The following is a 25607-nucleotide window of genomic DNA, read 5'->3' as shown; positions in this document are numbered from 1 at the left end:
GTTGGACCCGCGAGGGTTAAGAAAGTGTCATCTTGGAAGAAGAGCGCGCCGAAGCTCCGCGATGAGATGGAGTGTTCGAAGAAAAATTTTAGCAATATTTTCGTGACGCGAATGTATACGACCGCGCTCGACGCGGTGAAGGCACGAGCCCACGACGCATTCTGCGGTATCCGAGTGAGCGAAGCGGCGGCGTCAGGCGCGCGAGAGCTTCATCGGTCGTCCGTCGGGTCCCTTGATCGGGAAGAGGCCGGCCTGGAAGGCGACGCTCATGTGGCCGGCCTTCTCGATCGCCGTCGCGGCGAGATCGGCGGGAAGCTCGGCCTTCACCGCCCCGGCGAAGAGCTCCATCCAGCGGTCGAAGTGATCGGGTTCGATGTCGAGCTTCCAGTGCGGCGGGAAGGGGCGGCCCTGGTAGCGGTCGGTGCCGAGCAGCTGGCGCGACCAGAAATCGATGATGATCTGCAGGTGCTCCTCGAGATGGGGCAGCGCGCGCAACAGCGGATCGAGCAGCGCATCGCCGGCCCAACCGTCGTAGAAGCGGCGCACCATGCGCTCGATGGCGGCTTCGGCGTCGTCGTCGTGCGCCGGAGCAGCGGCAGAGGAGGCGGTCATCGTGGCGGTCCCTTTCGAGGCCGTTAGACGCCGCGGTTACCGCCGACTTGGCAATTCGTGAAATGCCGGATGTGCGACGCAGATCGTCTGCGACTTTCGGCGCATGTCGGCGATGTCTGGTGTCGGACACGCGACAGGAATCCGACATGTCCGACGGACAATTCCGACGCCGGCGCGACGCGAGATCTCTGGAATCCCTCGAAAACCGCCGTTCGCGCGCCTCTGGCACGGGGCTTGCGAAATCTCCCTCGAACCATGCCGAGGGGAGTGGTCGAGATGAACCAGCCGATGATTTCCTTGGACAGCATCCTGACGCCGATCGACGCGGATGCCCTCCAGAAGACCGCCTCTTCGGGCGGGTGTTCGTCGTCCTCCTGCGGCTCGTCCGCCAAGCCCGAGGACATGGACGAGGCCACGTGGGAGAAGATCAAGGATCATCCCTGCTACTCCGAAGAGGCGCACCACTATTTCGCCCGCATGCACGTCGCCGTGGCGCCGGCCTGCAACATCCAGTGCAACTACTGCAATCGGAAGTACGACTGCGCCAACGAGAGCCGCCCCGGCGTCGTCTCGGAGAAGCTGACGCCCGATCAGGCGATGCGCAAGGTGGTGACGGTCGCCAACGAGGTGCCGCAGCTGTCGGTCCTCGGCATCGCCGGCCCGGGTGACGCCTGCTACGACTGGAAGAAGACCAAGGCGACCTTCGAGGCGATCTCCCTGGAGATCCCCGACATCAAGCTCTGCATCTCGACCAACGGTCTGGCGCTGCCCGACCACGTCGACGAGCTGGCGCAGATGAACGTCGACCACGTCACGATCACCATCAACATGGTCGATCCCGAGATCGGCGCGAAGATCTATCCCTGGATCTACTACAACAAGCGCCGTTACGAGGGCGTCGAGGCCGCCCGCATCCTGCACGAGCGCCAGATGCTCGGCCTGGAGATGCTGACCGAGCGCGGCATCCTCACCAAGATCAATTCGGTCCTGATCCCCGGCGTCAACGACGAGCATCTGCTCGAGGTGAACAAGTGGGTGAAGGAGCGTGGCGCCTTCCTGCACAACGTCATGCCGCTGATCTCCGATCCGGCGCACGGCACCCACTACGGCCTGACCGGTCAGCGTGGACCGACGGCGATGGAGCTGAAGGCGCTGCAGGACAAGCTCGAGGGCGGCGCCAAGCTGATGCGTCACTGCCGCCAGTGCCGCGCCGATGCCGTCGGCCTGCTCGGCGAGGACCGCGGTCAGGAGTTCACCCTCGACCAGCTGCCCGACACCGTCACCTACGACGCCTCCAAGCGCGAGGCCTATCGCGAGATCGTCGCCAAGGAGCGCGGCGATCACGTCGAGGCGAAGCACGCGGCGGTCGCCGCGGTCAAGGAGACCGCGGTCGAGGCCAAGCTGCTGGTCGCGGTCGCCACCCAGGGCGGCGGTCGCGTCAACCAGCACTTCGGCCACGCCAAGGAGTTCCAGGTCTACGAGGCGGGCCCGAAGGGCATCACCTTCGTCGGCCACCGCAAGGTCGAGGCCCAGTACTGCGAAGGCGGCTGGGGCGAGGACGCCACCCTCGACACGGTCATCGCGGCGCTCGAGGGCGTCGAGGTGGTGCTGTGCTCGAAGATCGGCGACTGCCCCAAGGACATGCTGACGGCGGCCGGCATCCGCGCCACCGACGACTACGCCTTCGACTACATCGAAACCGCCATCGGCGCGCTCTATGCGACCGAGTTCGGCGTCGCGTGCTCCGCGGCCGTCGCCTGAGGCGACGCCGCACGCGGCGCACCCGTCCGGGCGCGCCGCACACCTTCGTGGGTGGCGACGGAACTTGAGCCGTCGCGCGCTCGCGTCGGGTCCGGCCTCCCGCCGGACGGCCCCCAGCCGGCGGCTCGCCGCCGAAACGACGTGACGACACCAGGAGACGGGCTCATGGCCTTCAAGATCATCTCTTCCCAATGCACCACCTGCGGCGCCTGCGAGTTCGAGTGCCCCTCGGCCGCGATCAGGATGAAGGGCGAGACCTACATCATCGATCCGGCGAAGTGCACCGAATGCGACGGCATGGACACCCAGCAGTGCGCCGCCGTCTGCCCGGTGCCCAAGACCTGCGTCAAGGCCTGACGCCACGCTCGGTGGCCGGGAGGGACGGCGACCATGAGCGATGGCTTCGAAGGCACGCTGCGGATCCAGCCGGTCGACGAGGACGAGACCGTCGACTGGCTGGGCAACCCGATCTCCTGCCGGGACTGTCCGCACGATGAAAATCGCGCCGCCGGTCTCTGCGAGTTCGGGCGCACCTGCGTCAACGACCGGCGCGGCAAGCGGATCGACCGCTTCTTCGCGGCCAATCCGGCGCAGGCCGATCGCTACCTCGATCACCCCTATTTCGAGGTGAGGACGCTGGCGGCGAAATACGCCAGCCCCTTCCGGCTCGGAGCGTTGATGAACGATCCCGAGCCCGACGTCCGCGCCATGGTGGCGCTGCGTCTGCCCAAGCCGCGGATCCGGGGCTTCGCCCGTGATCCCGACCGGCGGGTGCGCATGACGGTCGTACGGCGTCTCGACGCCGAGGACCTCGTGCCGCTGCTCTCGGATGCCGACTACGGCGTCCGCATGGCGGCGGCCCGTCGTGCGCCGCCCGCGCTCCTCGTCGGCGTGATGCACGACGAGGACGACGAAATTCGCCGCGAGGCGGCCCGTCGCGTCGATCCGCGCCATCTCGGTGCGTTGATCGTCGATCCCGACCCGACGGTCCGTCTGGTGGTCGCCGAGCGACTGGCGCCGGAACGGCTGCACGCTCTGGCGAAGGATCCCGACGTTCGGGTGCGGTTCACCGTCGCCGAACGCCTGCCGCTCGCCGATCTCGCGGCCATGGCCGAGGACGGCGAGGCGATCGTCCGCGAGGCGGTCGAGGCACGACTGAAGACCGAAGGAGAGCGCTGATGGGCCTCGCACGCGAAGAGGAAGTCGAGATCCGCAAGGCGCCGGTGTTCAAGCCCGGCGAGCGGGTCGTCGCCCGCCGCCTCGTCAAGAACGACGGCACCTATCCGCGCAAGGACATCGGCGAGCCGCTGGTGATGAAGGGCGACGTCGGCTACGTGCGCGACATCGGCACCTTCCTGCAGATGTTCTGGATCTACGCGGTCGAGTGGACCGAACGCGGCACCATCGTCGGCATGCGCGGCAAGGAGCTGGTCTCCATGGACGCCGAGCCCGAGGAGGCCGCCCGCTACCGCGCCGATGCCGCCGCGCGTGCCGCCCGCGACGCCGGCCACATGCTCGGCGAAGCGGCCGAATGACCCTCCGGCGCGTGCCCCGCGCCACCCGCATCCGGCGCCGGGGAATGGCGCCGTCGCCCACGAAAGGCCCATGACATGAAGGTGATGCTCCGCAACACGCCCAAGGGGCTCTCCGCCTACATCCCCAAGAAGGATCTCGAGGAACCGGTCGTCGAGGTCGAGAAGGAGGGGATGTGGGGCGGTTCGATCAAGATGAAGAACGGCTGGGTGCTGGTCCTGCCCGACATGCCGGCCGAAACCAAGCTGCCGATCACCGTCAACGCCCGCAAGATCGGCGACGACGAGGAGTGAGGCGTTCCCTTCTCCCCTCGAGGGAGAAGGTGGCCCGAAGGACCGGATGAGGGGGCGCCGGCAGAGCCGGCGAGCCGACCGCGCCCGACCACACGACGAGACGAGGAGAGACCATGACCATGATCGCCACCGCCGAGCCCGTCGTGCTGACCGGGGCCGCCGCAGAGGCCAAGCTCGCCGACGTCCGCTTCGGTCTCGAGGCCGACCGGCTGATCCCCTTCCTCGGGCCGGACCTCGCCGCGCTCGACGGCGAGGCGCCGATCCCGCTCCTGCCTGAGGCGGTCGCCGCGCGGCTCCACGCCAAGGCGCCGGCGCCGTCGCGGATCCGCACCAACATGTGGTCGGTCGCCCAGTTCATCGAGCAACGCCGCCATCGCAACACGCTGGTCGCCTTCATGGCGGAGATCTTCGGCCCCGCCGTCGCGCCGTCGAAGCTCCACGCCAAGCTCGCGACCCTGCCGCTCGCCCTGATCGTCGACACCTGGTACGACGGCGCCGCCCGCACCGCGCTGAAGGCGACCGGCCGCACCGACTGGGTCGAGATCCAGGGCATCACGCGGGCCGGCGTCAACGCCGACATCTGGTTCCGCGCCTACGGCCCCGACGGTGCGGAACTCGCGCCCGCGACGGCCGACACGGCGAAGACCGTGCTTTACAAGCCGCACGGCGCCGTCGCGCCGGCCAAGAACTTCCTCGTCGCCGACAGCGACTATGTCGAGGTCCTGACCGAGATCGACATCCAGACGCCGATCCCGGAAGTGGTGAAGGGCATCCGCGCCACCCGCGGCTTCGTCTTCGTCGGCTGTCGCTTCCACGACCAGATGCTGCGCACCTACGCCCGCCAGATCGCCAAGCGCTCCGCCGGTCCCCTCGTGGTGGTGACCGAGACGGCGGGGCTGACCAAGAACGAGCTGAAGTTCTTCGCCGAGATCGGCGCCGAGGTGGTCGATCTGCCGCTGGCGCAGGCCGTCGATCTGCTGGTGGGCTGAGGGGCGGCGACGCCGCTCGCGCCGAACACGTGCGCGATGCTTCGAGACGCGGGCCGTCGGCCCGCTTCCCCGGCATGAGGCGTATGTGTTTGTATCGAATATGAAAAGCGCCTCATGCCGAGGAGGGTGCCCTGCGGGCGCCCGTCTCGAAGCATCGCGCACCCACGCCCCGACCTCCGCGTCCCGCCCCCGACACGCCCGCCCTGCGACGCCGTGCGTTGCCGTCGCCGCGCCTCGGGTCTAGCCTCCCCCGTCCCACCGACGACCGGAAGCCCGCATGACCCTCCGCATCACCCGCGACACCCGCCTGTGCATGTCGATCTCGGCGCGCCCGTCGAACACCGGCACCCGCTTCCACAACTTCCTCTACGAGGAACTGGGGCTCGACTACGTCTACAAGGCCTTCGCGGTCGCCGATGCGGCCGGTGCGGTCACCGCCATCCGGGCGCTGTCGATCCGCGGCACGGCGGTGTCGATGCCGCACAAGGAGACGGTGATCCCGCTGGTCGACGAACTCGACCCGTCGGCCGCCGCCATCGGCGCGGTCAACACCATCGTCAACACAGACGGGCACCTGAAGGCCTACAACACCGACTACGTCGCGGTGGCGAAGCTCGTCGTCGCCCACGCCGTGCCGGTGTCGACGCCGGTCGTGCTGCGCGGCGCCGGCGGCATGGGCAAGGCGGTCGCCGCGGCGCTGCGCGACGCGGGCTTCGAGGCCGGCACCATCGTCGCCCGCAACGAGACCGCCGGCCGCGCGCTGGCCGACCGCTGCGGCTGGGGCTGGCGTGCCGACATCGGCGACACGGCCGGCGCGATGCTCGTCAACGTCACGCCGATCGGCATGGCCGGCGGGGCCGAGGCCGGTGATCTCGCCTTCACGGAGACCGAGATCGCCGCGGCGTCCCATGTCTTCGACGTCGTCGCGCTGCCCTCCGAGACGCCGACGATTCTCGCCGCCCGTCGGCTCGGCAAACCGGTGATCACCGGTGCCGAGGTCATGACGCTGCAGGCGGTCGAACAATTCGTGCTCTACACCGGCATCCGCCCGGACGACGATCTGATCGCCCGCGCCACCGCCTTCTCACGCGCCTGAGCCATCGGAGATCACCCCCATGAAGATCGTCTGGTCCCCCGACCATCTCGGCCATTCCGGTCAGGTCGAACTCGGCGCCGGCATCATCGAGCCCGGCTACGAGAAGCCCGAGCGCCTCGCCTTCGTGCTCGCCGAGGCCGAACGCCGCGGCCTCGGCCCCTTCGTCGCGCCGACGGAGCAGAGCCTCGACACGGCGTGTCGCGTTCACGACGCCGACTACGTCGCCTTCCTCGCCGAGGCCTTCGATCTGTGGACGGCCGCCGGCTACGTCGGTCCGGCGCTGCCGATGGTGTGGCCGACGCACAATCTGCGCGCCGATCTGAAGCCGAAGGCGATCCGCGCCCTGCTCGGCTTCTATTCCTTCGACGGCGGCGCGAGCTTCGTCGAAGGCACGTGGAAGGCGATCGAGAGTTCGTTCCGCGTCGCGCTGACGGCGGCCGATCTCGTCGCCTCCGGCGAGCGCGTCGCCTTCGCCGGCTGCCGCCCGCCGGGCCACCACGCCGGCCGCCGCACCGCCGGCGGCTACTGCTACGTCAACAACGCCGCCTGCACCGCCGAGCGGCTGCGCGAGAAGGGCGCGGACCGCGTCGCCCTGCTCGACGTCGACTTCCACCACGGCAACGGCACGCAGGAGATCTTCTACGATCGCTCCGACGTGTTCTTCGCCTCGATCCACGGCGACCCGTCGACCGAATACCCGTTCTTCCTCGGCGCCGCCGACGAGGTGGGCGTCGGCGCCGGCGAGGGCTTCAACCTCAACCTGCCGCTTCTCGCCGGTTCGGGCTTCGAGGCCTGGGGTGCGGCGCTCGACACGGCGATCGAGCGCATCCGCAAGGTCGGGGCGGAGGCGCTGGTCGTCTCGCTCGGCCTCGACACGTTCGAGGGCGACCCGATCAGCCATTTCCGCCTGAAGACGTCGGATTACCCCGAAATCGGCCGCCGCCTGGCGAAGCTCGGCCTGCCGACCGTCTTCGTGCTCGAGGGCGGCTACGCGGTGGAGGCGATCGGCCACAACGCCGTCGGCGTGCTGACCGGCTTCGAAGGCGCGTGAGGAGGGCTTCTCCCTTGGGGAGGAGAGAGGCGTGGTGCGCGACGCTTCGAGACGCGGACCGTCGGCCCGCTCCTCAGCATGAGGCGTTTTTCATATTCGAAACAAACACATACGCCTCATGCTGAGGAGGGCGCCGTAGGCGCCCGTCTCGAAGCATCGCGCACGGCCTCGCCGTCCCCGCAACGCCGAAAGCCCCGGCGAGCCGGGGCATCGACGTCGGAGCGGGAGCGTCCGCCTCAGGCGAGCGCCGGCAGCGGCTTGCCGGCCTTGTGGGCGGCGATCCACTTGAGGAGCTCGGCGACGTGCTCGCTCTCCTCCTCGACGAACTCCTTGGCGAGCGCGGCGATCTCCGGATCGTCGGTCGTCTCGAGCACGTGGGCGTAGAAGGCGAGGCCGGCGCGTTCGGCCGAGAGCGCGATCTCCAGCGCCTCGTCGCGGGCGATGAAGGGATCGGCCGCCCAGATCGCGGCGCGTTCCGGGCTCTCGCCCTGCGGCCAGTGGAACTCGTGCGGCGCGATCTCCGGGATCTCGCGGAAACCCGAGCGCGCCTTGGCGTCGCTCATGTGCCACTTGGAATATTCCGAGAGCTTGCGGAAGAGCTTGCCGACATCGGCGTTGCCCCAGGTCTCCATGCTGTCGGCGAGTTCGCCGAAGCGCAGCATGGCCTCTTCCTCGAGCTTGACGGCATAGGCCAGGAATTCCTCGACGTTCTTCATGTCGCGCTCCTCGTCGTCGCGCCCCGCCGCCCGGTCGCCGGGGCGGGGCAGGGGGCCGGGACGGATCGCCCCGGCCGTGGGTCCGTCAGACGGCGTCGCCCGGCTGGTCGCCGAGGAAGCGGACGAGAATGTCCTGGTCGCGCACGATCGTCTGGCAGGCGAGGCGGAAGCGCGGCATGACGTCGTTGGTCTCGGCGTCGGCGAGCTCGTCGGCCGTGATGCGGCCGAGCGACTTCAGCATCGCCTTCTCCTTCTCGGTCAGCTGCGAGCCCATGGTCTTGCCGGTCAGCGTGACGATCTCGACGAGGCAGGAGCCGCACTCGCCGTCGCGGCATTCGAACGGGATCGGGATCTTGTGCTTCTCGGCGACCGAGAGAATGGTGCCGCGGTCGCCCGCGACGGCGTAGACGGTGACGTCCTTGGGAAGGACGCGGGAAGAGAAGGTCACGTTGGCCATCTGGCGGCTCCGCTGGGGTGTCTCTGTTGACGTCGAACGCGGCCCGCCGGCACGGACGACCGAAGTCGCCCGCCGAACCGCGCGGGGATGCGTGCCGAGCCCCGGAGCAAGCCCCGCGCCAACTGCCGCGGACGCCTTCGCGGCGGTTTTCGGCCCCGTCGCGCCGTCGCCCGGGTCACCCTGTCGCGCTTTGTCGGGCTCGCGACACGTGCCTGTCGCGAGCCCGTCGGCGCGATGTCGCGGCCGATGCGATGGCGCGCCCGGCTTCGACGTGCGCCCGGGCGAGGCACGGAGACCTGTTGCAGCACGCGACAAGCATGCGACCTCTGGTCGCGCTTTCGTGTCTTGTCGGGCTCTCGAGCGCGTCGAAGGCGGTCTAGACCCGGTTCGCCATGGTCGATTCGTTCAAAACGAACATTTACGTCAGGTGATTTTGCCGGAGAAATTGAGCAATTATACGTATACGCATCGATTTAATCGATGAAATACTAGTGAAATATCAATTAATCAAAGATTCAGATTCGGAAACTAGAAAAGTAGCATGCTGATTGCTCGATTTGGTGTCGTCGCGCTGCCGAATCTATTGGGCAAGCGCGCGACGGATCGCGACAGGAGGTCGGGAGCATGTCCTTCAAGAATTGGTCGATCGTCTGGAAGGTGGTCAGTCTGCTGCTGCTGCTCGGGGGCGTGAGCCTCGCCGGCGCGCTCTATTCGACCAACCGGCTGCTGGTGATCGCCGGGACCTATCAGGGGCTCCTCGAAAACACCGTCGCCGGCACACTGAAGTACACGCGTGCGGCGCGGTACATCACGCAATACGAAATCGGCCTGCACCAGAGCATCGAGGCGTCGACGCCCGAGGCGCGGCAGGCCGCCGTGAAGGGGCAGGCCGCGGCGATCGCGAGCTTCCGCGAGAACTTCGCCGAGGCACGCCGGCAGGTTCCGAGCCTCACCGATCGCTTCGCCGAGGTCGAACGCGGCTTCCTCGCGGTGACCGAGGGCGCCTGCCAGGCCGTCAACCGCACCGCCGAGACCGGCGGCATGGTCGCCGCCGCGCGGGTGATGCAGGAACAGTGTCGCCCGGCGCTGGTTGCGGCGCTCGAGGTCGGGCTGCCGCTCACCCGCGAGATCACCGCCCGTCTCGACGACGAGAGCCGCGGCACGACCGCCAATGCCGTGTGGACGGCATGGCAGACTCTGGTCGCCATCGGACTGGCGGTGGTGATGGTCGTCGGGCTCGCGGTCTATCTCGTCCGTACCGGCGTCTGCGCCCCCGTCCGGCGTGCGGTCACGGCCATGACCGCCCTCGGCCGCGGCGCGCTCGACACCGAGATCACCGACACCGATCGCCACGACGAGGTCGGCGTCATCACCGGCGCACTCGCCACCCTGCGCGAACAGCTGCGTGCCGCCGAGGAAGCCCGCCGCGAACGTGCCGCCCTCGAGGAAGCGGAACTGCGCGCGCTCGCCCATCGCGAGAAACTGGCGACCGACTTCGTCGATCGCATGCAGGAACTGGCGCAGGGCTTCGCCCGCTCCTCCGGCGAGGTCGCGGATTCGGCCAAGAACCTCTCGGCCACCGCCGAGGAGACCGCGCGGCAGGCCCAGGCCGTCGCCGCGGCGGCGGAAGAGGCCGCCTCCAACGTCCAGACCGTCTCGGCGGCGTCGGAAGAGCTCGCCGCCTCGGTGCGCGAGATCGGCAGTCAGGTCGGCCACTCGGCGCAGGTCGCCGACACCGCCTACGGCGAGGCGGAGATCTCCAACACCCGTATCGGTACGCTCGCCACGGCGGCCGCGGCGATCGGCGACGTCGTCAACCTGATCCGGGACATCGCCGCCCAGACCAACCTCCTCGCCCTCAACGCGACGATCGAGGCGGCGCGGGCCGGCGAGGCGGGCAAGGGCTTCGCCGTCGTCGCGGCGGAGGTGAAGCAACTCGCCGACCAGACCTCCAAGGCGACCGGCGACATCGGCACCAAGGTGCAGGAGATCCAGAGGGCGACCGGTGACAGCGTCGCCTCGATGAGCGAGATCCTGCGCGTCGTCGGCGACATCAAGCAGATCTCGGCAGCCATCGCCGGCGCGGTGGAAGAGCAGGGCGCCGCCACCGCCGAGATCGCCCGCAACTGCCAGCAGGCGTCGACCGGCACCAATCAGGTGACGCAGAACATCGCCGGCGTCGGTCAGGCGGCCGAGATGACGGGGGCGGCCTCGACCCAGCTGATGTCGTTGTCGACCGACCTGTCGAGCCAGGCCGGTGATCTCCGTCGGGTCGTCGAGGTCTTCGTCCGCGACTTCGCCGCCGCCTGACGCGGACCCTTCGGCCGAGATCCGACGAGACGCCCCGGAGCGATCCGGGGCGTTTCGCGTTTCGGCCTCGCGTCTTGGCCGCGGTGCCGCCTTCGCCGGTTGCCGCATCGTCATTCGAACGTCGCGCGGGCGGGCCAAGACTGGCCCCGAGACGCGGAGCGCCCTGCGCCCCGCTCGTGCAACCGGATCGATGCGAGGACGACGCATGACCGACATGGCACTGCCGCCCGACGGCCTGACCTCCCAATCTTCCCGACCGAAACTCGACGTGGGCATGGGCCCCGTCACCGCGGTCCTGTTCTTCGGCATCCTGACCGCCGGTGCGCTCTTCACCGCCTGGTCGATCCGGCAGGACATCGTCGAGGCCGGTACCCCGGTCGCCACCTGGGTGCCCTTCATCCTGCTCGGCGTGGCGCTGATGATCGCGCTCGGCTTCGAGTTCGTGAACGGCTTCCACGACACCGCCAACGCGGTCGCCACCGTCATCTACACCCACGCCCTGCCGCCGCATGTCGCAGTGGTGTGGTCGGGCTTCTGGAACTTCCTCGGCGTCGCCGTCTCCACCGGCGCGGTCGCCTTCGGCATCGTGTCGCTGCTGCCGGTGGAACTGATCCTGCAGGTCGGCTCGGACGCCGGCTTCGCCATGGTCTTCGCCCTGCTGATCGCGGCGATCATCTGGAACCTCGCCACCTGGTGGCTGGGCATCCCGGCATCGTCGTCGCACACGATGATCGGCTCGATCATCGGCGTCGGCATCGCCAACGCCATCCTGCGCGGCCGCGACGGCACCTCCGGCGTCGACTGGGGCAAGGCCACCGAGATCGGGTATTCGCTGCTGCTGTCGCCGCTGTTCGGCTTCGGTCTGGCCGCGGTCCTGTTCCTGACGCTGCGCTTCCTGGTCCGGAAGCCCGAACTCTACGACGAGCCGAAGGGCAACCAGCCGCCGCCGTGGTGGATCCGCGGCCTGCTGATCTTCACCTGCACCGGCGTGTCCTTCTTCCACGGCTCCAACGACGGCCAGAAGGGCATGGGCCTGATCATGCTGATCCTCATCGGCACGGTCCCCACCGCCTATGCGCTGAACCGCGCCATGCCGGAGGCCCACACGCTCGCCTATCAGCAGGCCTCGGCCGGTGCCGTCACCGCCATGCAGCCCTACGCCAAGGCGCCGGCCCCCGCCGACTTCCGCGGCGACCTCACCGAATTCGTGCGCACCCGCAAGGCGACCGACACCACCGTCGCCTCGTTCCAGAAGCTGGCGCTCGAGATCTCCGATCAGGTGTCGGGCTACGGCGCGCTCGCCCACGTCCCGGCCGGCGCGGTCCAGAACGTGCGCAACGACATGTATCTCGCCTCCGAGAGCGCGCGCTTCCTGCTCAAGACCCACGGCGCCGGCCTCGACGCGGGCGCCGAGGCGAAACTCAAGACGCTGCAGAAGGCCTTCGACGACTCGACGAAGTTCATCCCGACCTGGGTGAAGATCGCCGTCGCCATCGCGCTCGGTCTCGGCACGATGGTCGGCTGGAAACGCATCGTCGTCACCGTCGGCGAGAAGATCGGCAAGACCCACCTGACCTATGCGCAGGGCGCGTCGGCGGAAGTCGTCGCGATGGCGACGATCGGTGCCGCCGACGGTCTCGGCCTGCCGGTGTCGACCACCCACGTGCTGTCCTCGGGCGTGGCCGGCACCATGGCGGCCAACAGGTCCGGCCTCCAGCTCGCCACGCTGCGCAATCTGCTGATGGCCTGGGTGCTGACCCTGCCGGCGGCGATCCTGCTGTCGGGTTCGCTCTACACGCTGTTCCGCTTCGTCTTCTGACGCGGCACGATCCGACGACTTTGGCGAGGGCCGGGGAGCGATCCCCGGCCCTCGTCGCACAGGTATGGTGGTTCAGGCGTGTAGGTCATTGTTCGGCTTCATCCTGAGGTGCCCGGCGCAGCCGGGCCTCGAAGGGCGAAGCCACGACGGGCGGTGCCTCTCGGCCCCTCGCCCTTCGAGGCTCGCTTCGCTCGCACCTCAGGATGAAGGGCCTCCGCAGCGAACCGAGAGGCTCGCGGCCCGTTCGTCGGGGATTGAATGTGTCGAATGTCGATTTCGTCTGCTGACCCCTCCGACAGACGTTGTTCGACACGCCCTGTCGGGAAATGTCGGGGTCGCGACAGCGGCCCCTTTCCCCCGTCCGGCCTGCGGCATTTCATGCAAAGCATTGAAATAGAAAGAATAAAAAAATCGTCACGGGCCGATGGGGCACTTGGCACGAAGCTTGAAACTCCCTTTGCGCTAGGCGGCGACAAGGCTGCCGAACGGACGGACGGCATCGGGCATCGATGCCCGACAAATTTTCGAAGGGGTTCGAAACATGGCCAAGCTTCGGCAGATCGCCTTCTACGGCAAGGGTGGTATCGGCAAGTCCACCACCTCCCAGAATACCCTCGCTGCTCTCGTCGAGATGGGTCAGAAGATCCTGATCGTCGGCTGCGATCCCAAGGCGGACTCGACCCGCCTGATCCTGAACACCAAGCTCCAGGACACCGTTCTTCACCTCGCGGCCGAAGCCGGCTCGGTCGAGGACCTCGAGATCGAGGACGTCATGAAGATCGGCTACAAGGGCATCAAGTGCACCGAGTCCGGTGGCCCGGAGCCGGGCGTCGGCTGCGCCGGCCGCGGCGTCATCACCGCCATCAACTTCCTGGAAGAGAACGGCGCCTATGACGACGTGGACTACGTGTCCTACGACGTTCTCGGCGACGTCGTCTGCGGCGGCTTCGCCATGCCGATCCGCGAGAACAAGGCCCAGGAAATCTACATCGTCATGTCCGGCGAGATGATGGCGCTCTATGCCGCCAACAACATCGCCAAGGGCATTCTCAAGTACGCCCACTCCGGCGGCGTGCGTCTGGGCGGCCTGATCTGCAACGAGCGTCAGACCGACAAGGAGCTGGAACTGGCCGAGGCGCTTGCCGCCAAGCTCAACTCCAAGCTCATCCACTTCGTGCCGCGCGACAACATCGTCCAGCACGCCGAGCTGCGCCGTCAGACCGTCATCGAGTACGCGCCGGACAGCCAGCAGGCCAAGGAGTATCGCGAGCTCGCCCGCAAGATCCACGAGAACTCGGGCAAGGGCACCATCCCGACCCCGATCACCATGGAAGAGCTCGAAGAGATGCTGATGGAGTTCGGCATCATGAAGACCGAGGAGCAGGCGCTCGCCGAGCTCCAGGCCAAGGAAGCCGCCGTCGCCGGCGAGTGATCCCGGAGGCAGACGGGTCGCGGGCCTGCCCGCGACCCGACCCGGGCGGCATCTCCACGCCGCCCCCCGAACGGCCCCCTCGAGGGGCGAGTGCCACGGCTCCGGATCGCGTCGCCCGCGTGCGCCGATCCCTACGAGGGGGGTTCCCATGAGCCTCGACTATGAAAACGACGGCGAAATGCACGCCAAGCTGATCGAGGACGTTCTCGCTCAGTATCCCGACAAGTTCGCCAAGCGCCGCAAGAAGCACCTCTCGGTCGCTTCCGAGGCCGGCACCGAGGAGATCGAGGGCGAAGAGCGCCCGGTCACCGAGTGCGACGTCAAGTCGAACATCAAGTCGATCCCCGGCGTGATGACCATCCGCGGCTGCGCCTACGCCGGTTCGAAGGGCGTGGTGTGGGGTCCGATCAAGGACATGGTCCACATCTCGCACGGCCCGGTCGGCTGCGGTCAGTACTCCTGGTCCCAGCGTCGCAACTACTACATCGGCAAGACCGGCATCGACACCTTCGTGACGATGCAGTTCACCACCGACTTCCAGGAACGCGACATCGTGTTCGGCGGCGACAAGAAGCTCGAGCGCGTCATCGACGAGATCGAGACGCTCTTCCCGCTCGCCAACGGCATCTCGGTCCAGTCCGAGTGCCCGATCGGCCTGATCGGCGACGACATCGAAGCGGTGTCGAAGAAGAAGGGCAAGGAACACGACAAGACCATCGTTCCGGTCCGCTGCGAAGGCTTCCGCGGCGTGTCGCAGTCGCTCGGTCACCACATCGCCAACGACGCGATCCGTGACTGGGTCTTCGACAAGAAGGAACGCGAGGTCGTCACGACGCCCTACGACGTCAACGTCATCGGCGACTACAACATCGGCGGCGACGCCTGGGCCTCGCGCATCCTGCTCGAGGAGATGGGCCTGCGCGTGGTCGGCAACTGGTCGGGCGACGCCACGCTCGCCGAGGTCGAGAACGCGGTCCACGCCAAGCTCAACCTCATCCACTGCTACCGCTCGATGAACTACATCTGCCGGCACATGGAAGAGAAGTACGGTATTCCGTGGATGGAATACAACTTCTTCGGCCCGTCGCAGATCGAGGCGTCGCTCCGCAAGATCGCCAAGCACTACGGTCCGGAGATCGAGGAGAAGGCGGAAGCCGTCATCGCCAAGTACAAGCCGCTGGTCGACGGCATCAAGGCCAAGTACGGCCCGCGCCTGAAGGGCAAGACGGTGATGCTCTACGTCGGTGGCCTGCGCCCCCGTCACGTGATCAACGCCTACGAAGACCTCGGCATGGAGATCGCCGGCACGGGCTACGAGTTCGCCCACAACGACGACTATCAGCGCACCGGTCACTATGTGAAGAAGGGCACGCTGATCTACGACGACGTCACCGGCTACGAGCTCGAGAAGTTCATCGAGAAGGTGCGCCCCGACCTGGTCGGCTCCGGCATCAAGGAGAAGTACCCGGTGCAGAAGATGGGCATCCCGTTCCGTCAGATGCACTCCTGGGACTACTCCGGCCCGTACCACGGCTACGACGGCTTCGCGATCTTCGCGCGCGACATGGATCTGGCGATCAACAACCCGGTCTGGGATCTGTTCGACGCCCCGTGGACCGAGAAGGCGCCGCTGGCTGCCGCCGCCGAGTGATCGGCGACCCGCTCGACATCTCCCTCCGCGCAGCCCGCGGAGGGGACCCGGGCCGATGGACGAGAGTTCGACGAAACCACGCCGCGAGCCATCCGCCCGCGCGACCCTTGCTCACACCCTGAACGATCGTCCGCCGTATGGCGCGGAGATCCTGGAGAGGTGACCAATCATGCCGCAGTCCGTAGACAAGGTCCTCGACCACGCTCCGCTGTTCCGCGAGCCCGAGTATCAGGAAATGTTCGCGCGCAAGCGTGCCGAGTTCGAATGCCCGCTGCCCGACGACAAGGTCGCCGAGCAGGGCGAGTACCTGAAGACCTGGGAATATCGCGAGAAGAACCTCGCCCGTGAGTCCCTGGTCGTGAACCCGGCCAAGGCCTGCCAGCCGCTCGGCGCCGTCTTCGCCTCCGCCGGCTTCTCCCGCTGCATGAGCTTCGTGCACGGTTCGCAGGGCTGCGTCGCCTACTACCGTTCGCACCTGTCGCGTCACTTCAAGGAGCCGTGCTCGGCCGTCTCCTCGTCGATGACCGAAGACGCCGCGGTGTTCGGCGGCCTCAACAACATGATCGACGGCCTCGCCAACTGCTCGGCGCTCTATCAGCCCGACATGATCGCGGTCTCGACCACCTGCATGGCCGAAGTCATCGGCGACGACCTCCAGGGCTTCATCGCCAATGCCAAGACCAAGGGTTCGGTGCCGGAGGACTTCCCCGTCCCCTACGCCCACACCCCGGCCTTCGTCGGCTCGCACGTCGACGGCTACGACAACATGATCAAGGGCATTCTGGAGAACTTCTGGAAGGGTGCCGAACGCAAGCCGGCGACCTCGATCAACATCATCCCGGGCTTCGACGGCTTCTGCGTCGGCAACAACCGCGAGCTGAAGCGTCTGTTCGACATGATGGGCGTCGAATACACCTTCGTCTCGGACGCCTCGGACCAGTTCGACACCCCCTCGGACGGCGACTATCGCATGTACGACGGCGGCACGACGATCGACCAGGTCAAGGGCGCGCTCGACGCCAAGGCCACGATCTCGCTGCAGTACTGGAACACCCGCAAGACGATGGACTACGTCGCCGAGCAGGGCCAGGAGACCGCGACCTTCCACTATCCGCTGGGCGTCCGGGCGACCGACAGCCTGCTGATGAAGGTGTCGGAGCTCTCCGGCAAGGCGATCCCGGAAGCGATCCGCATGGAGCGCGGCCGCCTCGTCGACGCCATGGCCGACAGCCAGGCCTATCTGCACGGCAAGAAGTACGCGATCTGGGGCGACCCGGACTTCGTGCAGGCGATGGCGCAGTTCATCATGGAGACGGGCGGCGAGCCGACCCACTGCCTGGCCACCAACGGCAACAAGCAGTGGGAAGCCGAGATGAAGGAGATGCTGGCCGCCAACCCGTTCGGCGCCAACGCTCAGGTCTGGGCCGGCAAGGACCTCTGGCACCTGCGTTCGCTGCTGTTCACCGAACCGGTCGACTTCATGATCGGCTCGTCCTACGGCAAGTACCTCGAGCGTGACACCGGCGTGCCGCTGATCCGCCTGACCTTCCCGATCTTCGATCGTCACCACCACCACCGCTTCCCGATCATGGGCTACCAGGGCGGCCTGCGCGTGCTGACGACGATCCTCGACAAGGTCTTCGACAAGCTCGACAGCGAGACCATCGTCGCCGGCAAGACCGACTACTCCTACGACCTCACCCGCTGAGATCGTCGACGTCGAAAAGCCGACATGTCGGACAACGGACGGCCGCCCCTCGGGGCGGCCGTTTCGCTTGGGCGGGATTGCGCATCGCGCCCTCCGCCCCCAGATATCCCGACGCCGGCTCGCGGCTGGGAGAGACCATGAAGGCGTTGTTGATCGAACTCTACGAGAGGGACAGCCGACGCGCCGTCGCCTTCCGTTACGCGCTGCTGGTCTTCGACCTCGCCACCGTCGCCTTTCTCGTCGTCTCGTCGTTCTTCGCCCATTCGTCGACGGTCGAGCGCATCGATCTGGCGATCGGCGTCGTCATCGTCGCCGACTTCGCGGCGCGAACCTGGATCTCGCGGCGGCGCGTGCGCGATCTCCTCCATCCGCTCGGCATCGCCGACATGGTGGTGATCGTGTCGCTTCTCGCCCCGATCGTCGGCGAGGGCCTCGCCTTCCTCCGCGTGGCGCGGATGCTGCGGCTCTTGCGCTCCTACCAGACGGTCCGCCGCCTGCGCACCGACTTCGACTTCTTCCGCCGTCACCAGCAGACGATCGATGCGGGCATCAATCTCTTCGTCTTCCTCTTCGTGATGACGGCCATCGTCTACGAGACGCAGCACGCCGCCAATCCGAAGATCGAGCACTATGCCGACGCGCTCTACTTCACCGTCACGACGCTGACGACGACCGGCTTCGGCGACATCACGCTGGAGGGCACCTCCGGCAAGATGATCGCGGTGGTGATCATGATCTTCGGCGTGTCGCTGTTCCTGCGGCTGGTGCAGGTGATGTTCCGGCCGCACAAGGTCGAGCACAAGTGCCCGCACTGCGGCCTGAACCGCCACGACGTCGACGCCGTCCACTGCAAGGCCTGCGGCAACATCCTCTGCATCGAGGACGAAGGCGCGGTCTGACCGCGCCCCTCTGGCACACCCCTTGCTCCTATCCCCCTGACGCCAGCGCTTTGTCGGATGACCGACAAAGTCGACGACAGGGGGCCGGACATGCTGTCACCGAAGGTCCAGGAACTCTTCAACGAGCCGGGTTGCGACAAGAACGCGGCCAAGGACGAGAAGGCGCGCAAGAAGGGCTGCTCCAAGCCCCTCACGCCCGGAGCGGCGGCCGGCGGCTGCGCCTTCGACGGCGCCAAGATCGTGCTGCAGCCGATCACCGACGCCGCCCACCTGATCCATGCGCCGCTCGCCTGCGAGGGCAACTCCTGGGACAACCGCGGTGCGGCGTCCTCCGGCCCGATGCTGTGGCGCACGTCCTTCACCACCGACCTCACCGAACTCGACGTCGTGATGGGGCAGGGCGAGCGCAAGCTCTACAAGGCGATCCGCGAGATCGTCGAGGAGCATCGCCCCCCGGCGATCTTCGTCTACGAGACCTGCGTCACCGCGCTGATCGGCGACGACATCGACGCCGTCTGCCGTCACGCGACCGAGAAGTTCGGCACGGCCGTGATCCCGGTCCATTCGGCCGGCTTCGTCGGGTCCAAGAACCTCGGCAACAAGCTCGCCGGCGAGGCGCTGCTCGACAACGTGATCGGCACGCTCGAGCCCGACGACGTCGGACCCTACGACATCAACATCCTCGGCGAGTTCAATCTCGCCGGCGAGTTCTGGCTGGTGAAGCCGCTGCTCGACGAGCTCGGCATCCGCATCCGCGCCTGCATCCCCGGCGATGCGCGCTACGCCGACGTGGCGAGCGCCCACACCGCGAAGGCGACGATGATGGTGTGCTCGACGGCGCTCATCAATCTCGCCCGCAAGATGGAAGAGCGCTGGGGCATCCCCTTCTTCGAGGGCTCGTTCTACGGCATCGCCGACACCTCCGACGCGCTGCGCCAGATCGCGGCGCTGCTGGTCCGTCAGGGCGCCGACGCCGAGCTGATCGATCGCACCGAGGCGGTCATCGCCCGTGAGGAGGCGATCGCCTGGGCCCGGCTCGAGGCCTTCCGGCCGCGGCTCGAGGGCCGCAAGGTCCTGCTCAACACCGGCGGCGTGAAGTCCTGGTCGGTCGCCTCGGCGCTGATGGAGATCGGCATCGAGATCGTCGGCACCTCGGTCAAGAAGTCGACGCCCGAGGACAAGGAACGCGTCAAGCAGCTGCTCGAGGACGAACACAAGATGTTCGAGGGCATGGCGCCGCGCGATCTCTACGCGCTGCTCGAACGTCACGATGCCGACATCATGCTGTCGGGCGGCCGCACCCAGTTCGTCGCGCTCAAGGCCCGCATGCCCTGGCTCGACATCAACCAGGAGCGTCACCTTCCCTACGCCGGCTACGACGGCATGGTCGAACTGGTCCGCCAGATCGACATCGCCATCCATAATCCGATCTGGGATCAGGTCCGCGCCCCCGCGCCCTTCGACGCCGACGGCCGCATCACCGGCGAGAGCGTGGTGGGCGGCGGCCCGGTCGTCGGGGCTCGCGAGGAGGCGGCCTTCGTCGCCGCCAACGACACGTTCCCCGCCCACACGCTGAAGAAGTTCGCCGGCTCCGGTGCCGGCGACGCCGACGACTGCTGAGGAGGACCCCCATGGCCCACGTCCTGCCGGTCGAGAAGTCGGCCTCCGTCAATCCGCTGAAGTCGAGCCAGCCGCTCGGCGCCGCCTTCGCCTTCCTCGGCGTCGACGGCTGCGTGCCGCTGTTCCATGGGAGCCAGGGCTGCACCTCCTTCGCGCTGGTGCTCTTCGTGCGTCACTTCAAGGAGACGATCCCGCTCCAGACCACCGCGATGGACGAGGTCGCCACCATCATGGGCGGCGCCGATCACCTCGAAGAGGCGATCATGAACCTCAAGACGCGGACGAAGCCGAAGCTGATCGGCGTCTGCACCACGGCGCTGGTCGAGACCCGCGGCGAGGACTTCGCCGGCGATCTCGCCATGATCAAGGCCAAGCGCGCCGAGGATCTCGCCGGCACCGAGGTGGTGCTCGCCGCCACGCCCGACTTCAACGGTTCGATCGAGGAGGGCTGGACCAAGGCCGTCGTCTCGATGATCGACGGCATCACCGCCCGCGTCTCCCCCCGCCGCAACCCGCGGCGCATCGCGGTGCTTCCGGGCTTCAACCTGACGGTCGCGGACATCGAGGAGATCCGCGAGACGATCGAGGCCTTCGGGCTCGAGGCGACCATCCTGCCCGACGTGTCGGGTGCCCTCGACGGCACCGTGCCGGGCAAGTGGATCCCCACCACCTACGGCGGCACGAAGGTCGAGGACATCCGCTCGCTCGGCGAATGCGTCCACTGCATCGCCATCGGCGAGGGCCAGCGCGCCGCGGCGGAGAAGCTGGCGGAGGTCGCCGACGTTCCCTACACGCTGTTCGGCACGCTGACCGGCCTCAAGGCGGCCGATCGCTTCGTCACCGCGCTCGCCGAGATCTCCGGCCAGCCGGTGCCGGCGAAGATCCGCCGCCAGCGCTCGCAGCTCTCCGACGCGCTGCTCGACGGTCACTTCCACTTCGGTGGCCAGAAGGTCGGCATCGCCGCCGAGCCCGATCACCTCTACCAGCTCGCGACCTTCTTCGCCGGCATGGGCGCCGAGGTCTCGGCCGCGGTGACCACCACCGGCACCTCGCCGATCCTGCGGAAGGTGCCGGCCGACGAGGTCAAGGTCGGCGATCTCGGCGACTTCGAGAAGCTCGCCGGGGACTGCGATCTGCTCGTCACCCATTCGCACGGCCGCCAGGCCTCCGAGCGGCTCGGCATTCCGCTCTACCGGGTCGGTTTTCCGATCTTCGACCGGCTCGGCGCGCAGCACCGCCGCTTCGTCGGCTATCGCGGCACCCGCGACCTGATCTTCGAGGTTTCCAACGTCTTCCAGGCCCACCGGAAGGATCCGACCCCCGAGGGTCTCGATCCGCTACTGAAGAGAGAGAACGCCCATGACAGCCGTGCGCAGACTGTCGCTCGTGCCCACTGACGGCGAGGCGACCGCCGCCCCCGAGCGTCCGGCCGGCGCGGTCCGCGTCGCCATCGCCACCAACGACATGAAGTCGCTCAACGCGCACTTCGGGTCGGCGAACCGCTTCGCCGTCTACGACGTGTCGAAGGACGGCTGGACCTTCGTCGAGGCGCTGGCCTTCGACGACGTCACCGAACAGTCGGGTCTGCACAAGACCGACGGCGACGACCGCATCACCCCCAAGGTCGAGGCGCTCGCCGGCTGTCACCTGCTGTTCTGCCTGGCGATCGGCGGCCCCTCCGCCGCCAAGGTCGTCTCGGCCAAGATCCATCCCATCAAGGTGCAGGCGCCGTCGCCGATCGACGAGGTGCTCGAGCGCACCCGCACCATGCTGAACGGTGCGCCGCCCCCGTGGCTGCGCAAGGTGCTGGCGGAAGCCGGCATCGCCGCCCCCAAACCTTCCTTCGCCGACGATTGAGGTATCTCCGATGTCCGACACCGCCGAACTCGACGCCGACGCCGTGGCGCTCGCCACGCCCTTTCTCTCCACCCTGGTGCGGCTCGTCCGCGCCGAGGACAGCTACGGCACCTGGGAGGGGCGCACCGACGCCGATCTCCTCAAGGACTTCATCCTGACCAAGGAGCAGCGCCGCGAGATCCCGATCATCGGCGATCCCGATCCGGACGTGCTGTGGCGGGTCGAGAAGTTCTATGCCGCCGTCGGCCTGACCATCGAGCAGGCGTCTGGCCGCATGGCCTCGCCGATGATGAAGATGAGCCACGAGGGCTTCGGCCGCGTCATGCTGACCGCCGGCCGCCTGGTCGTGCTGTCGAAGTCGCTGCGCGACGTCCATCGCTGGGGCCACGACAACCTCGGCAAGCTCGCCGAGGCCGGCACCAAGGCCGTCGAAGAGGCCTGCGAGATGATCGCCAAGTTCCCCGAAGTCGCCGACTGGTGACCCGGGGAAGGGGGCGGCACATTCCCCGTGCCGTCCTCGACGCATCATCCCCGGCGCGGCTGCTCGCGGTGACGCCGAGCCGGGCGCACGGTCTCGTGGGCCGACCGTCCGTCCGACCCACCGCGTCGGGGATGATGCCCAACTCGTTTTTCGCGTTCGCATCGAGGAGAGACGCCATGTCCGACGTCGAGACGCTCAAGGCCGAGATCAAGAAGCTCTCCGCCAAGGCGATCAACGCCAAGATGAATCTGCACGACCTCTCCGAGGAACTGCCGGTCAACTGGAAGACCATCATGGAGGTCGCCCAGGCGACCCACGACGCCTATGCCGCGCTGGAAGCCGCGCGCGCCCAACTGAAGAGCCTGGAGGCCGCCTGACATGACCGACTTCGTGACCCGCGACGGCTCCGGCTGGATGCCCGAATACCTCGTCTCGATCGACGGCGGGACCTGCATCGGCTGCGGCCGCTGCTTCAAGGTCTGCTCGCGCGACGTGATGCACCTCTACGGCGTCGACGACGAGGGCGAGATCCTCGGCAAGTGCGAAGAGGGCGACGACGAGGATTTCGACGGCGAGCTGAACCGCATGATCATGGTGGTCGACGCCGCCGGCTCCTGCATCGGCTGCGGTGCCTGCGCCCGCGTCTGCCCCAAGAACTGCCAGTCCCACGTCGCCGCCGACAAGATCGCGGCCTGACGTCCGCCCGCGTCTCGCGGGCACTGCGAACCCTGGCCGACCGCACCACACGAGCGGTCGCGACCCCGAGACGGCCGGCGTCTTCCGAAAGTGCCGGCCGTCTCCCCCGATCCCGAGGCGACATCCGACCGAGGAGGCGACCATGACCGATCACTGGCATGCGACGATCGCGGCGGCGGCGAGGCCCGCCCGAGACGCCGAGGACGGTTTCGCCGCCCACGCGCTCGCCTGTATCCTGGCGGTCGCCGTCGACGAGGCGGCGTCCGGCGAGGTCGACGTCTGCGCCGCGACCGGCCTCTCGCCCGACCGGCTCGACGCGCTGCTGGCCGAACGTTTCCCCGCCGTCGACCGCCGCCTCTTTCCGCTCGCCGACGTCGCCCGGCCGACCTGCGAACCGGAAGAGGAGGTGCTGCGCGATCTGCTCCTCGACCATCTCGCCGAGGATCGCCGCAGCGGCGACGGCCCGCTGGTGGCGACGATGATCGCCCGGCGCGCCATGCGCCCCGATCACCTGTGGCAGGACCTCGGCCTCTTCGATCGCGCCGAGCTCGGCCGCCTGCTGGCGCTGTTCTTCCCCGTGCTGCATGCCGGGAACACCAACAACATGCGCTGGAAGAAGTACTTCTATCGCCGCCTCTGCGAGGCCGAGGGCTTCGCGCTCTGCTCGGCCCCGTCCTGTGCCGCCTGCACCGACTTCGCCGACTGTTTCGGCGCCGAGGACGGCGAGAGCCGCATGGCCGAGCGCCGCCGGGCGATGGATCTGGCGGTCCTCGCGGCGGAGTGAGGGCCTGCTCGCTTGGGCGAGCGCCCCTCGTCCGCTCTTCGGGCCCCTTCTCCCGCGAGGGGAGAAGGGGGAGCGTGTGGCGCGGGCCACTCTTCGACATCTCTCCCTGCACCGTCCTCGACGTTCACGAGGCCTTCGCCCCGGACATCCCTTCTCCCCTCGCGGGAGAAGGTGGCGCGGAACGCGCCGGATGAGGGGGGGCGCACGCGCGAGCGTGCCTCGCCACGCCACCGACTTCCACCCGAATCCCCCGTCCTTTCAGTCTCTTCGTCGTTCTCCCGACATGTCGCAAATCCGCCCTTGTCGCATTTCGCACAGGCGAGCGATGGCAAAAAGACAAGGATTGTCAGGGTTTTCACCGATTGGCACGGCGCTTGCGAAATCTCCCTCGAACGCCACTCGCAACGAGGGAACACGTCGATGATCCAGCTGACCGACAGCGCCGTCGCCGCCGTCAAGACGGCCATCTCCCGTGCCGCCACGCCCGTCGAGGGCCTGCGCATCAAGGTCGAGGCGGGCGGCTGCGCCGGCTTCAAGTATCTCATGGGCCTCGAGGGCACGACCCGCGACGGCGACATCGTCGTCGATCAGGACGGCGTCAAGCTCTACGTCGACCCCGACAGCTGCCCCCTGGTGGAAGGCATGACGGTCGACTTCGTCACCGGGCTCGAGAGCTCCGGCTTCGTCTTCGACAACCCGAACGCCACCTCGAAGTGTTCGTGCGGCAAGTCCTTCGGTTGATCCCGAACGCTATTCAGGAGTGCGGCCCATGTGGGACTACACCGACAAGGTCAAGGACTACTTCTTCAACCCGGTGAACGCGGGTGTGCTCGAGACCGCCAACGCGGTCGGCGAGGTCGGCGCCATCTCCTGCGGCGACGCGCTGAAGCTGATGATGCGGGTCGATCCCGAGACCGAAGTGATCGAGGCGGCCAAGTTCCAGACCTTCGGCTGTGGCTCGGCCATCGCCTCGTCCTCGGCGCTGACCGAACTCGTCGTCGGCAAGACGCTCGACGAGGCGCTGAAGATCTCCAACCAGGACATCGCCGACTTCCTCGGCGGCCTGCCGCCCGAGAAGATGCACTGCTCGGTGATGGGCTACGAGGCGCTCCAGGCCGCGGTCGCCGACTTCCGCGGCGAGGAGTGGAAGGACGACCACGAGGAAGGCGCGCTGGTCTGCAAGTGCTTCGGCGTCGACGAGGGCATGATCGAACGCGCCGTGCGCTCGAACGAGCTGACCTCGATCGAGGAGCTGACCAACTACACCAAGGCCGGCGGCGGCTGCCTGACCTGCTTCGAGGCGCTCGAAGGCGTGCTCGCCCGGGTCAACGCCGAGATGGTCGCCGAGGGCCTGATCGTCGCCGAGGCCGCCTACAAGGCCGGCACGGTCGATCCCAAGACCTTGAAGCAGAAAGCGAAGCCCAAGGGCCAGATGGCCTCGAGCCCGGTCGCCACGCTCGCCACCGAGGCCCGCCAGCCGGTGATCTCGCTGGAGTCGCTGGAGAAGGCCGCCGCCGCGACCGAGGTCGTCGCCGCCGCCGCTCCCGCGCCGGTCCCGGCCGCCGCCGCCGCGGCGCCGCGCCTGACCACGGTGCAGAAGATCAGGCTGATCGAGGAAGCGCTGGAAGAGGTCCGTCCCTTCCTCAAGCGCGACGGCGGCGACTGCGAGCTGGTCGACGTCGACGGCTCCAACGTCATCGTCAAGCTGACCGGCGCCTGCGTCGGTTGCCAGATGGCGTCGATGACCGTCAACGGCGTCCAGGAGAAGCTGATCGCCAAGCTCGGCATCCCGCTCCGGGTCGTGCCGGTGAAGTGAGGGCGGGCGAGGGGGCATCCCCTCGC

At 67.8% G+C, this 25607-nt stretch carries 26 protein-coding genes; 23 read left to right on the top strand and 3 right to left on the bottom strand.

All coding sequences use genetic code 11. From position 1 onward, the window contains the following. Positions 1 to 192: 192 nt before the first annotated feature. Entirely contained in the window at positions 193 to 612 is a 420-nt protein-coding gene (locus ACT541_RS15750; protein WP_476138048.1) for a group III truncated hemoglobin, read from the bottom strand. A 276-nt stretch (positions 613 to 888) separates the two neighbouring features. On the opposite strand from ACT541_RS15750, the gene nifB reads away from it, so the two are divergent. The 8 genes from nifB (at position 889) to ACT541_RS15710 (ending at position 7335) form a co-directional block, all read left to right on the top strand. Beyond that, positions 889 to 2373, top strand: coding sequence for a nitrogenase cofactor biosynthesis protein NifB (gene nifB / locus ACT541_RS15745; RefSeq protein ID WP_476138047.1), 1485 nt, complete (start codon positions 889 to 891; stop codon positions 2371 to 2373). Between the two features lie 165 nt (positions 2374 to 2538). Beyond that, positions 2539 to 2730, top strand: coding sequence for a 4Fe-4S dicluster domain-containing protein (locus ACT541_RS15740; protein ID WP_476138046.1), 192 nt, complete (start codon positions 2539 to 2541; stop codon positions 2728 to 2730). A gap of 33 nt (positions 2731 to 2763) precedes the next feature. After that, positions 2764 to 3552 (top strand): 4Fe4S-binding leucine-rich repeat protein, encoded by a 789-nt coding sequence (locus tag ACT541_RS15735; protein ID WP_476138045.1) that lies wholly within the window; start codon positions 2764 to 2766, stop codon positions 3550 to 3552. Continuing rightward, positions 3552 to 3908, top strand: a complete 357-nt coding sequence (locus ACT541_RS15730; RefSeq protein WP_476138044.1) for a nitrogen fixation protein NifZ — start codon at positions 3552 to 3554, stop codon at positions 3906 to 3908. Before ACT541_RS15735 ends, ACT541_RS15730 begins: the two co-directional genes overlap by 1 nt. A 75-nt stretch (positions 3909 to 3983) precedes the next feature. After that, the gene (nifT, locus tag ACT541_RS15725; RefSeq protein WP_476138043.1) at positions 3984 to 4199 is read left to right on the top strand and encodes a putative nitrogen fixation protein NifT; all 216 of its coding nucleotides are present in this window, start codon (positions 3984 to 3986) and stop codon (positions 4197 to 4199) included. A gap of 113 nt (positions 4200 to 4312) precedes the next feature. Then, entirely contained in the window at positions 4313 to 5188 is an 876-nt protein-coding gene (locus tag ACT541_RS15720) for an SIR2 family NAD-dependent protein deacylase (protein ID WP_476138042.1), read from the top strand. A gap of 277 nt (positions 5189 to 5465) precedes the next feature. After that, positions 5466 to 6284, top strand: a complete 819-nt coding sequence (locus ACT541_RS15715) for a shikimate 5-dehydrogenase (protein ID WP_476138041.1) — start codon at positions 5466 to 5468, stop codon at positions 6282 to 6284. A gap of 19 nt (positions 6285 to 6303) precedes the next feature. Further along, a complete protein-coding gene (locus ACT541_RS15710) occupies positions 6304 to 7335 on the top strand; it encodes a histone deacetylase family protein (protein ID WP_476138040.1) in 1032 nt (343 codons plus the stop codon). Between the two features lie 236 nt (positions 7336 to 7571). Here ACT541_RS15710 and ACT541_RS15705 read toward each other — a convergent pair whose 3' ends face one another. Both ACT541_RS15705 and ACT541_RS15700 read right to left on the bottom strand, forming a co-directional pair. Beyond that, positions 7572 to 8051 (bottom strand): rubrerythrin, encoded by a 480-nt coding sequence (locus ACT541_RS15705; protein WP_476138039.1) that lies wholly within the window; start codon positions 8049 to 8051, stop codon positions 7572 to 7574. 85 nt (positions 8052 to 8136) lie between these two features. Further along, complete coding sequence (locus ACT541_RS15700; protein ID WP_476138038.1) at positions 8137 to 8508, bottom strand: 2Fe-2S iron-sulfur cluster-binding protein; 372 nt, start codon at positions 8506 to 8508, stop codon at positions 8137 to 8139. Between the two features lie 624 nt (positions 8509 to 9132). Here ACT541_RS15700 and ACT541_RS15695 point away from each other — a divergent pair. The 15 genes from ACT541_RS15695 to nifU all read left to right on the top strand — a co-directional run bounded on the left by ACT541_RS15695 (position 9133) and on the right by nifU (position 25581). Next, positions 9133 to 10818 (top strand): methyl-accepting chemotaxis protein, encoded by a 1686-nt coding sequence (locus ACT541_RS15695; RefSeq protein WP_476138037.1) that lies wholly within the window; start codon positions 9133 to 9135, stop codon positions 10816 to 10818. A 205-nt stretch (positions 10819 to 11023) separates the two neighbouring features. Further along, positions 11024 to 12637 carry an inorganic phosphate transporter gene (locus ACT541_RS15690; protein ID WP_476138036.1) on the top strand — a complete coding sequence of 538 codons (1614 nt, stop codon included), beginning with the start codon at positions 11024 to 11026 and terminating at the stop codon, positions 12635 to 12637. A gap of 541 nt (positions 12638 to 13178) precedes the next feature. Continuing rightward, positions 13179 to 14069 carry a nitrogenase iron protein gene (nifH, locus tag ACT541_RS15685; protein WP_476138035.1) on the top strand — a complete coding sequence of 297 codons (891 nt, stop codon included), beginning with the start codon at positions 13179 to 13181 and terminating at the stop codon, positions 14067 to 14069. A gap of 148 nt (positions 14070 to 14217) precedes the next feature. Further along, complete coding sequence (gene nifD / locus ACT541_RS15680) at positions 14218 to 15720, top strand: nitrogenase molybdenum-iron protein alpha chain (RefSeq protein ID WP_476138034.1); 1503 nt, start codon at positions 14218 to 14220, stop codon at positions 15718 to 15720. Positions 15721 to 15889: 169 nt separating this feature from the next. Further along, a complete protein-coding gene (nifK, locus tag ACT541_RS15675) occupies positions 15890 to 17428 on the top strand; it encodes a nitrogenase molybdenum-iron protein subunit beta (protein WP_476138033.1) in 1539 nt (512 codons plus the stop codon). 137 nt (positions 17429 to 17565) lie between these two features. Beyond that, positions 17566 to 18327 (top strand): ion channel, encoded by a 762-nt coding sequence (locus ACT541_RS15670; protein ID WP_476138032.1) that lies wholly within the window; start codon positions 17566 to 17568, stop codon positions 18325 to 18327. A 90-nt stretch (positions 18328 to 18417) separates the two neighbouring features. Continuing rightward, a complete protein-coding gene (gene nifE / locus ACT541_RS15665; protein ID WP_476138031.1) occupies positions 18418 to 19947 on the top strand; it encodes a nitrogenase iron-molybdenum cofactor biosynthesis protein NifE in 1530 nt (509 codons plus the stop codon). Positions 19948 to 19958: 11 nt separating this feature from the next. Then, positions 19959 to 21344 carry a nitrogenase iron-molybdenum cofactor biosynthesis protein NifN gene (nifN, locus tag ACT541_RS15660; RefSeq protein ID WP_476138030.1) on the top strand — a complete coding sequence of 462 codons (1386 nt, stop codon included), beginning with the start codon at positions 19959 to 19961 and terminating at the stop codon, positions 21342 to 21344. Beyond that, complete coding sequence (gene nifX, locus ACT541_RS15655) at positions 21307 to 21804, top strand: nitrogen fixation protein NifX (RefSeq protein WP_476138029.1); 498 nt, start codon at positions 21307 to 21309, stop codon at positions 21802 to 21804. Before nifN ends, nifX begins: the two co-directional genes overlap by 38 nt. A 10-nt stretch (positions 21805 to 21814) precedes the next feature. After that, positions 21815 to 22285 (top strand): NifX-associated nitrogen fixation protein, encoded by a 471-nt coding sequence (locus tag ACT541_RS15650; protein ID WP_476138028.1) that lies wholly within the window; start codon positions 21815 to 21817, stop codon positions 22283 to 22285. A 176-nt stretch (positions 22286 to 22461) separates the two neighbouring features. After that, complete coding sequence (locus ACT541_RS15645; protein ID WP_476138027.1) at positions 22462 to 22662, top strand: CCE_0567 family metalloprotein; 201 nt, start codon at positions 22462 to 22464, stop codon at positions 22660 to 22662. 1 nt (position 22663) lies between these two features. Continuing rightward, entirely contained in the window at positions 22664 to 22981 is a 318-nt protein-coding gene (gene fdxB / locus ACT541_RS15640) for a ferredoxin III, nif-specific (protein WP_476138026.1), read from the top strand. Between the two features lie 142 nt (positions 22982 to 23123). Next, entirely contained in the window at positions 23124 to 23765 is a 642-nt protein-coding gene (locus ACT541_RS15635) for a nitrogen fixation protein NifQ (RefSeq protein ID WP_476138025.1), read from the top strand. 420 nt (positions 23766 to 24185) lie between these two features. Next, positions 24186 to 24506 (top strand): HesB/IscA family protein, encoded by a 321-nt coding sequence (locus ACT541_RS15630; RefSeq protein ID WP_476138024.1) that lies wholly within the window; start codon positions 24186 to 24188, stop codon positions 24504 to 24506. A 28-nt stretch (positions 24507 to 24534) separates the two neighbouring features. Beyond that, positions 24535 to 25581 (top strand): Fe-S cluster assembly protein NifU, encoded by a 1047-nt coding sequence (gene nifU / locus ACT541_RS15625; RefSeq protein ID WP_476138023.1) that lies wholly within the window; start codon positions 24535 to 24537, stop codon positions 25579 to 25581. The last annotated feature ends 26 nt before the right edge of the window (positions 25582 to 25607 follow it).

It is taken from the genome of Pinisolibacter sp. DMC100 (assembly GCF_056313705.1).
This window is presented reverse-complemented; position numbering and strand designations above follow the sequence as displayed.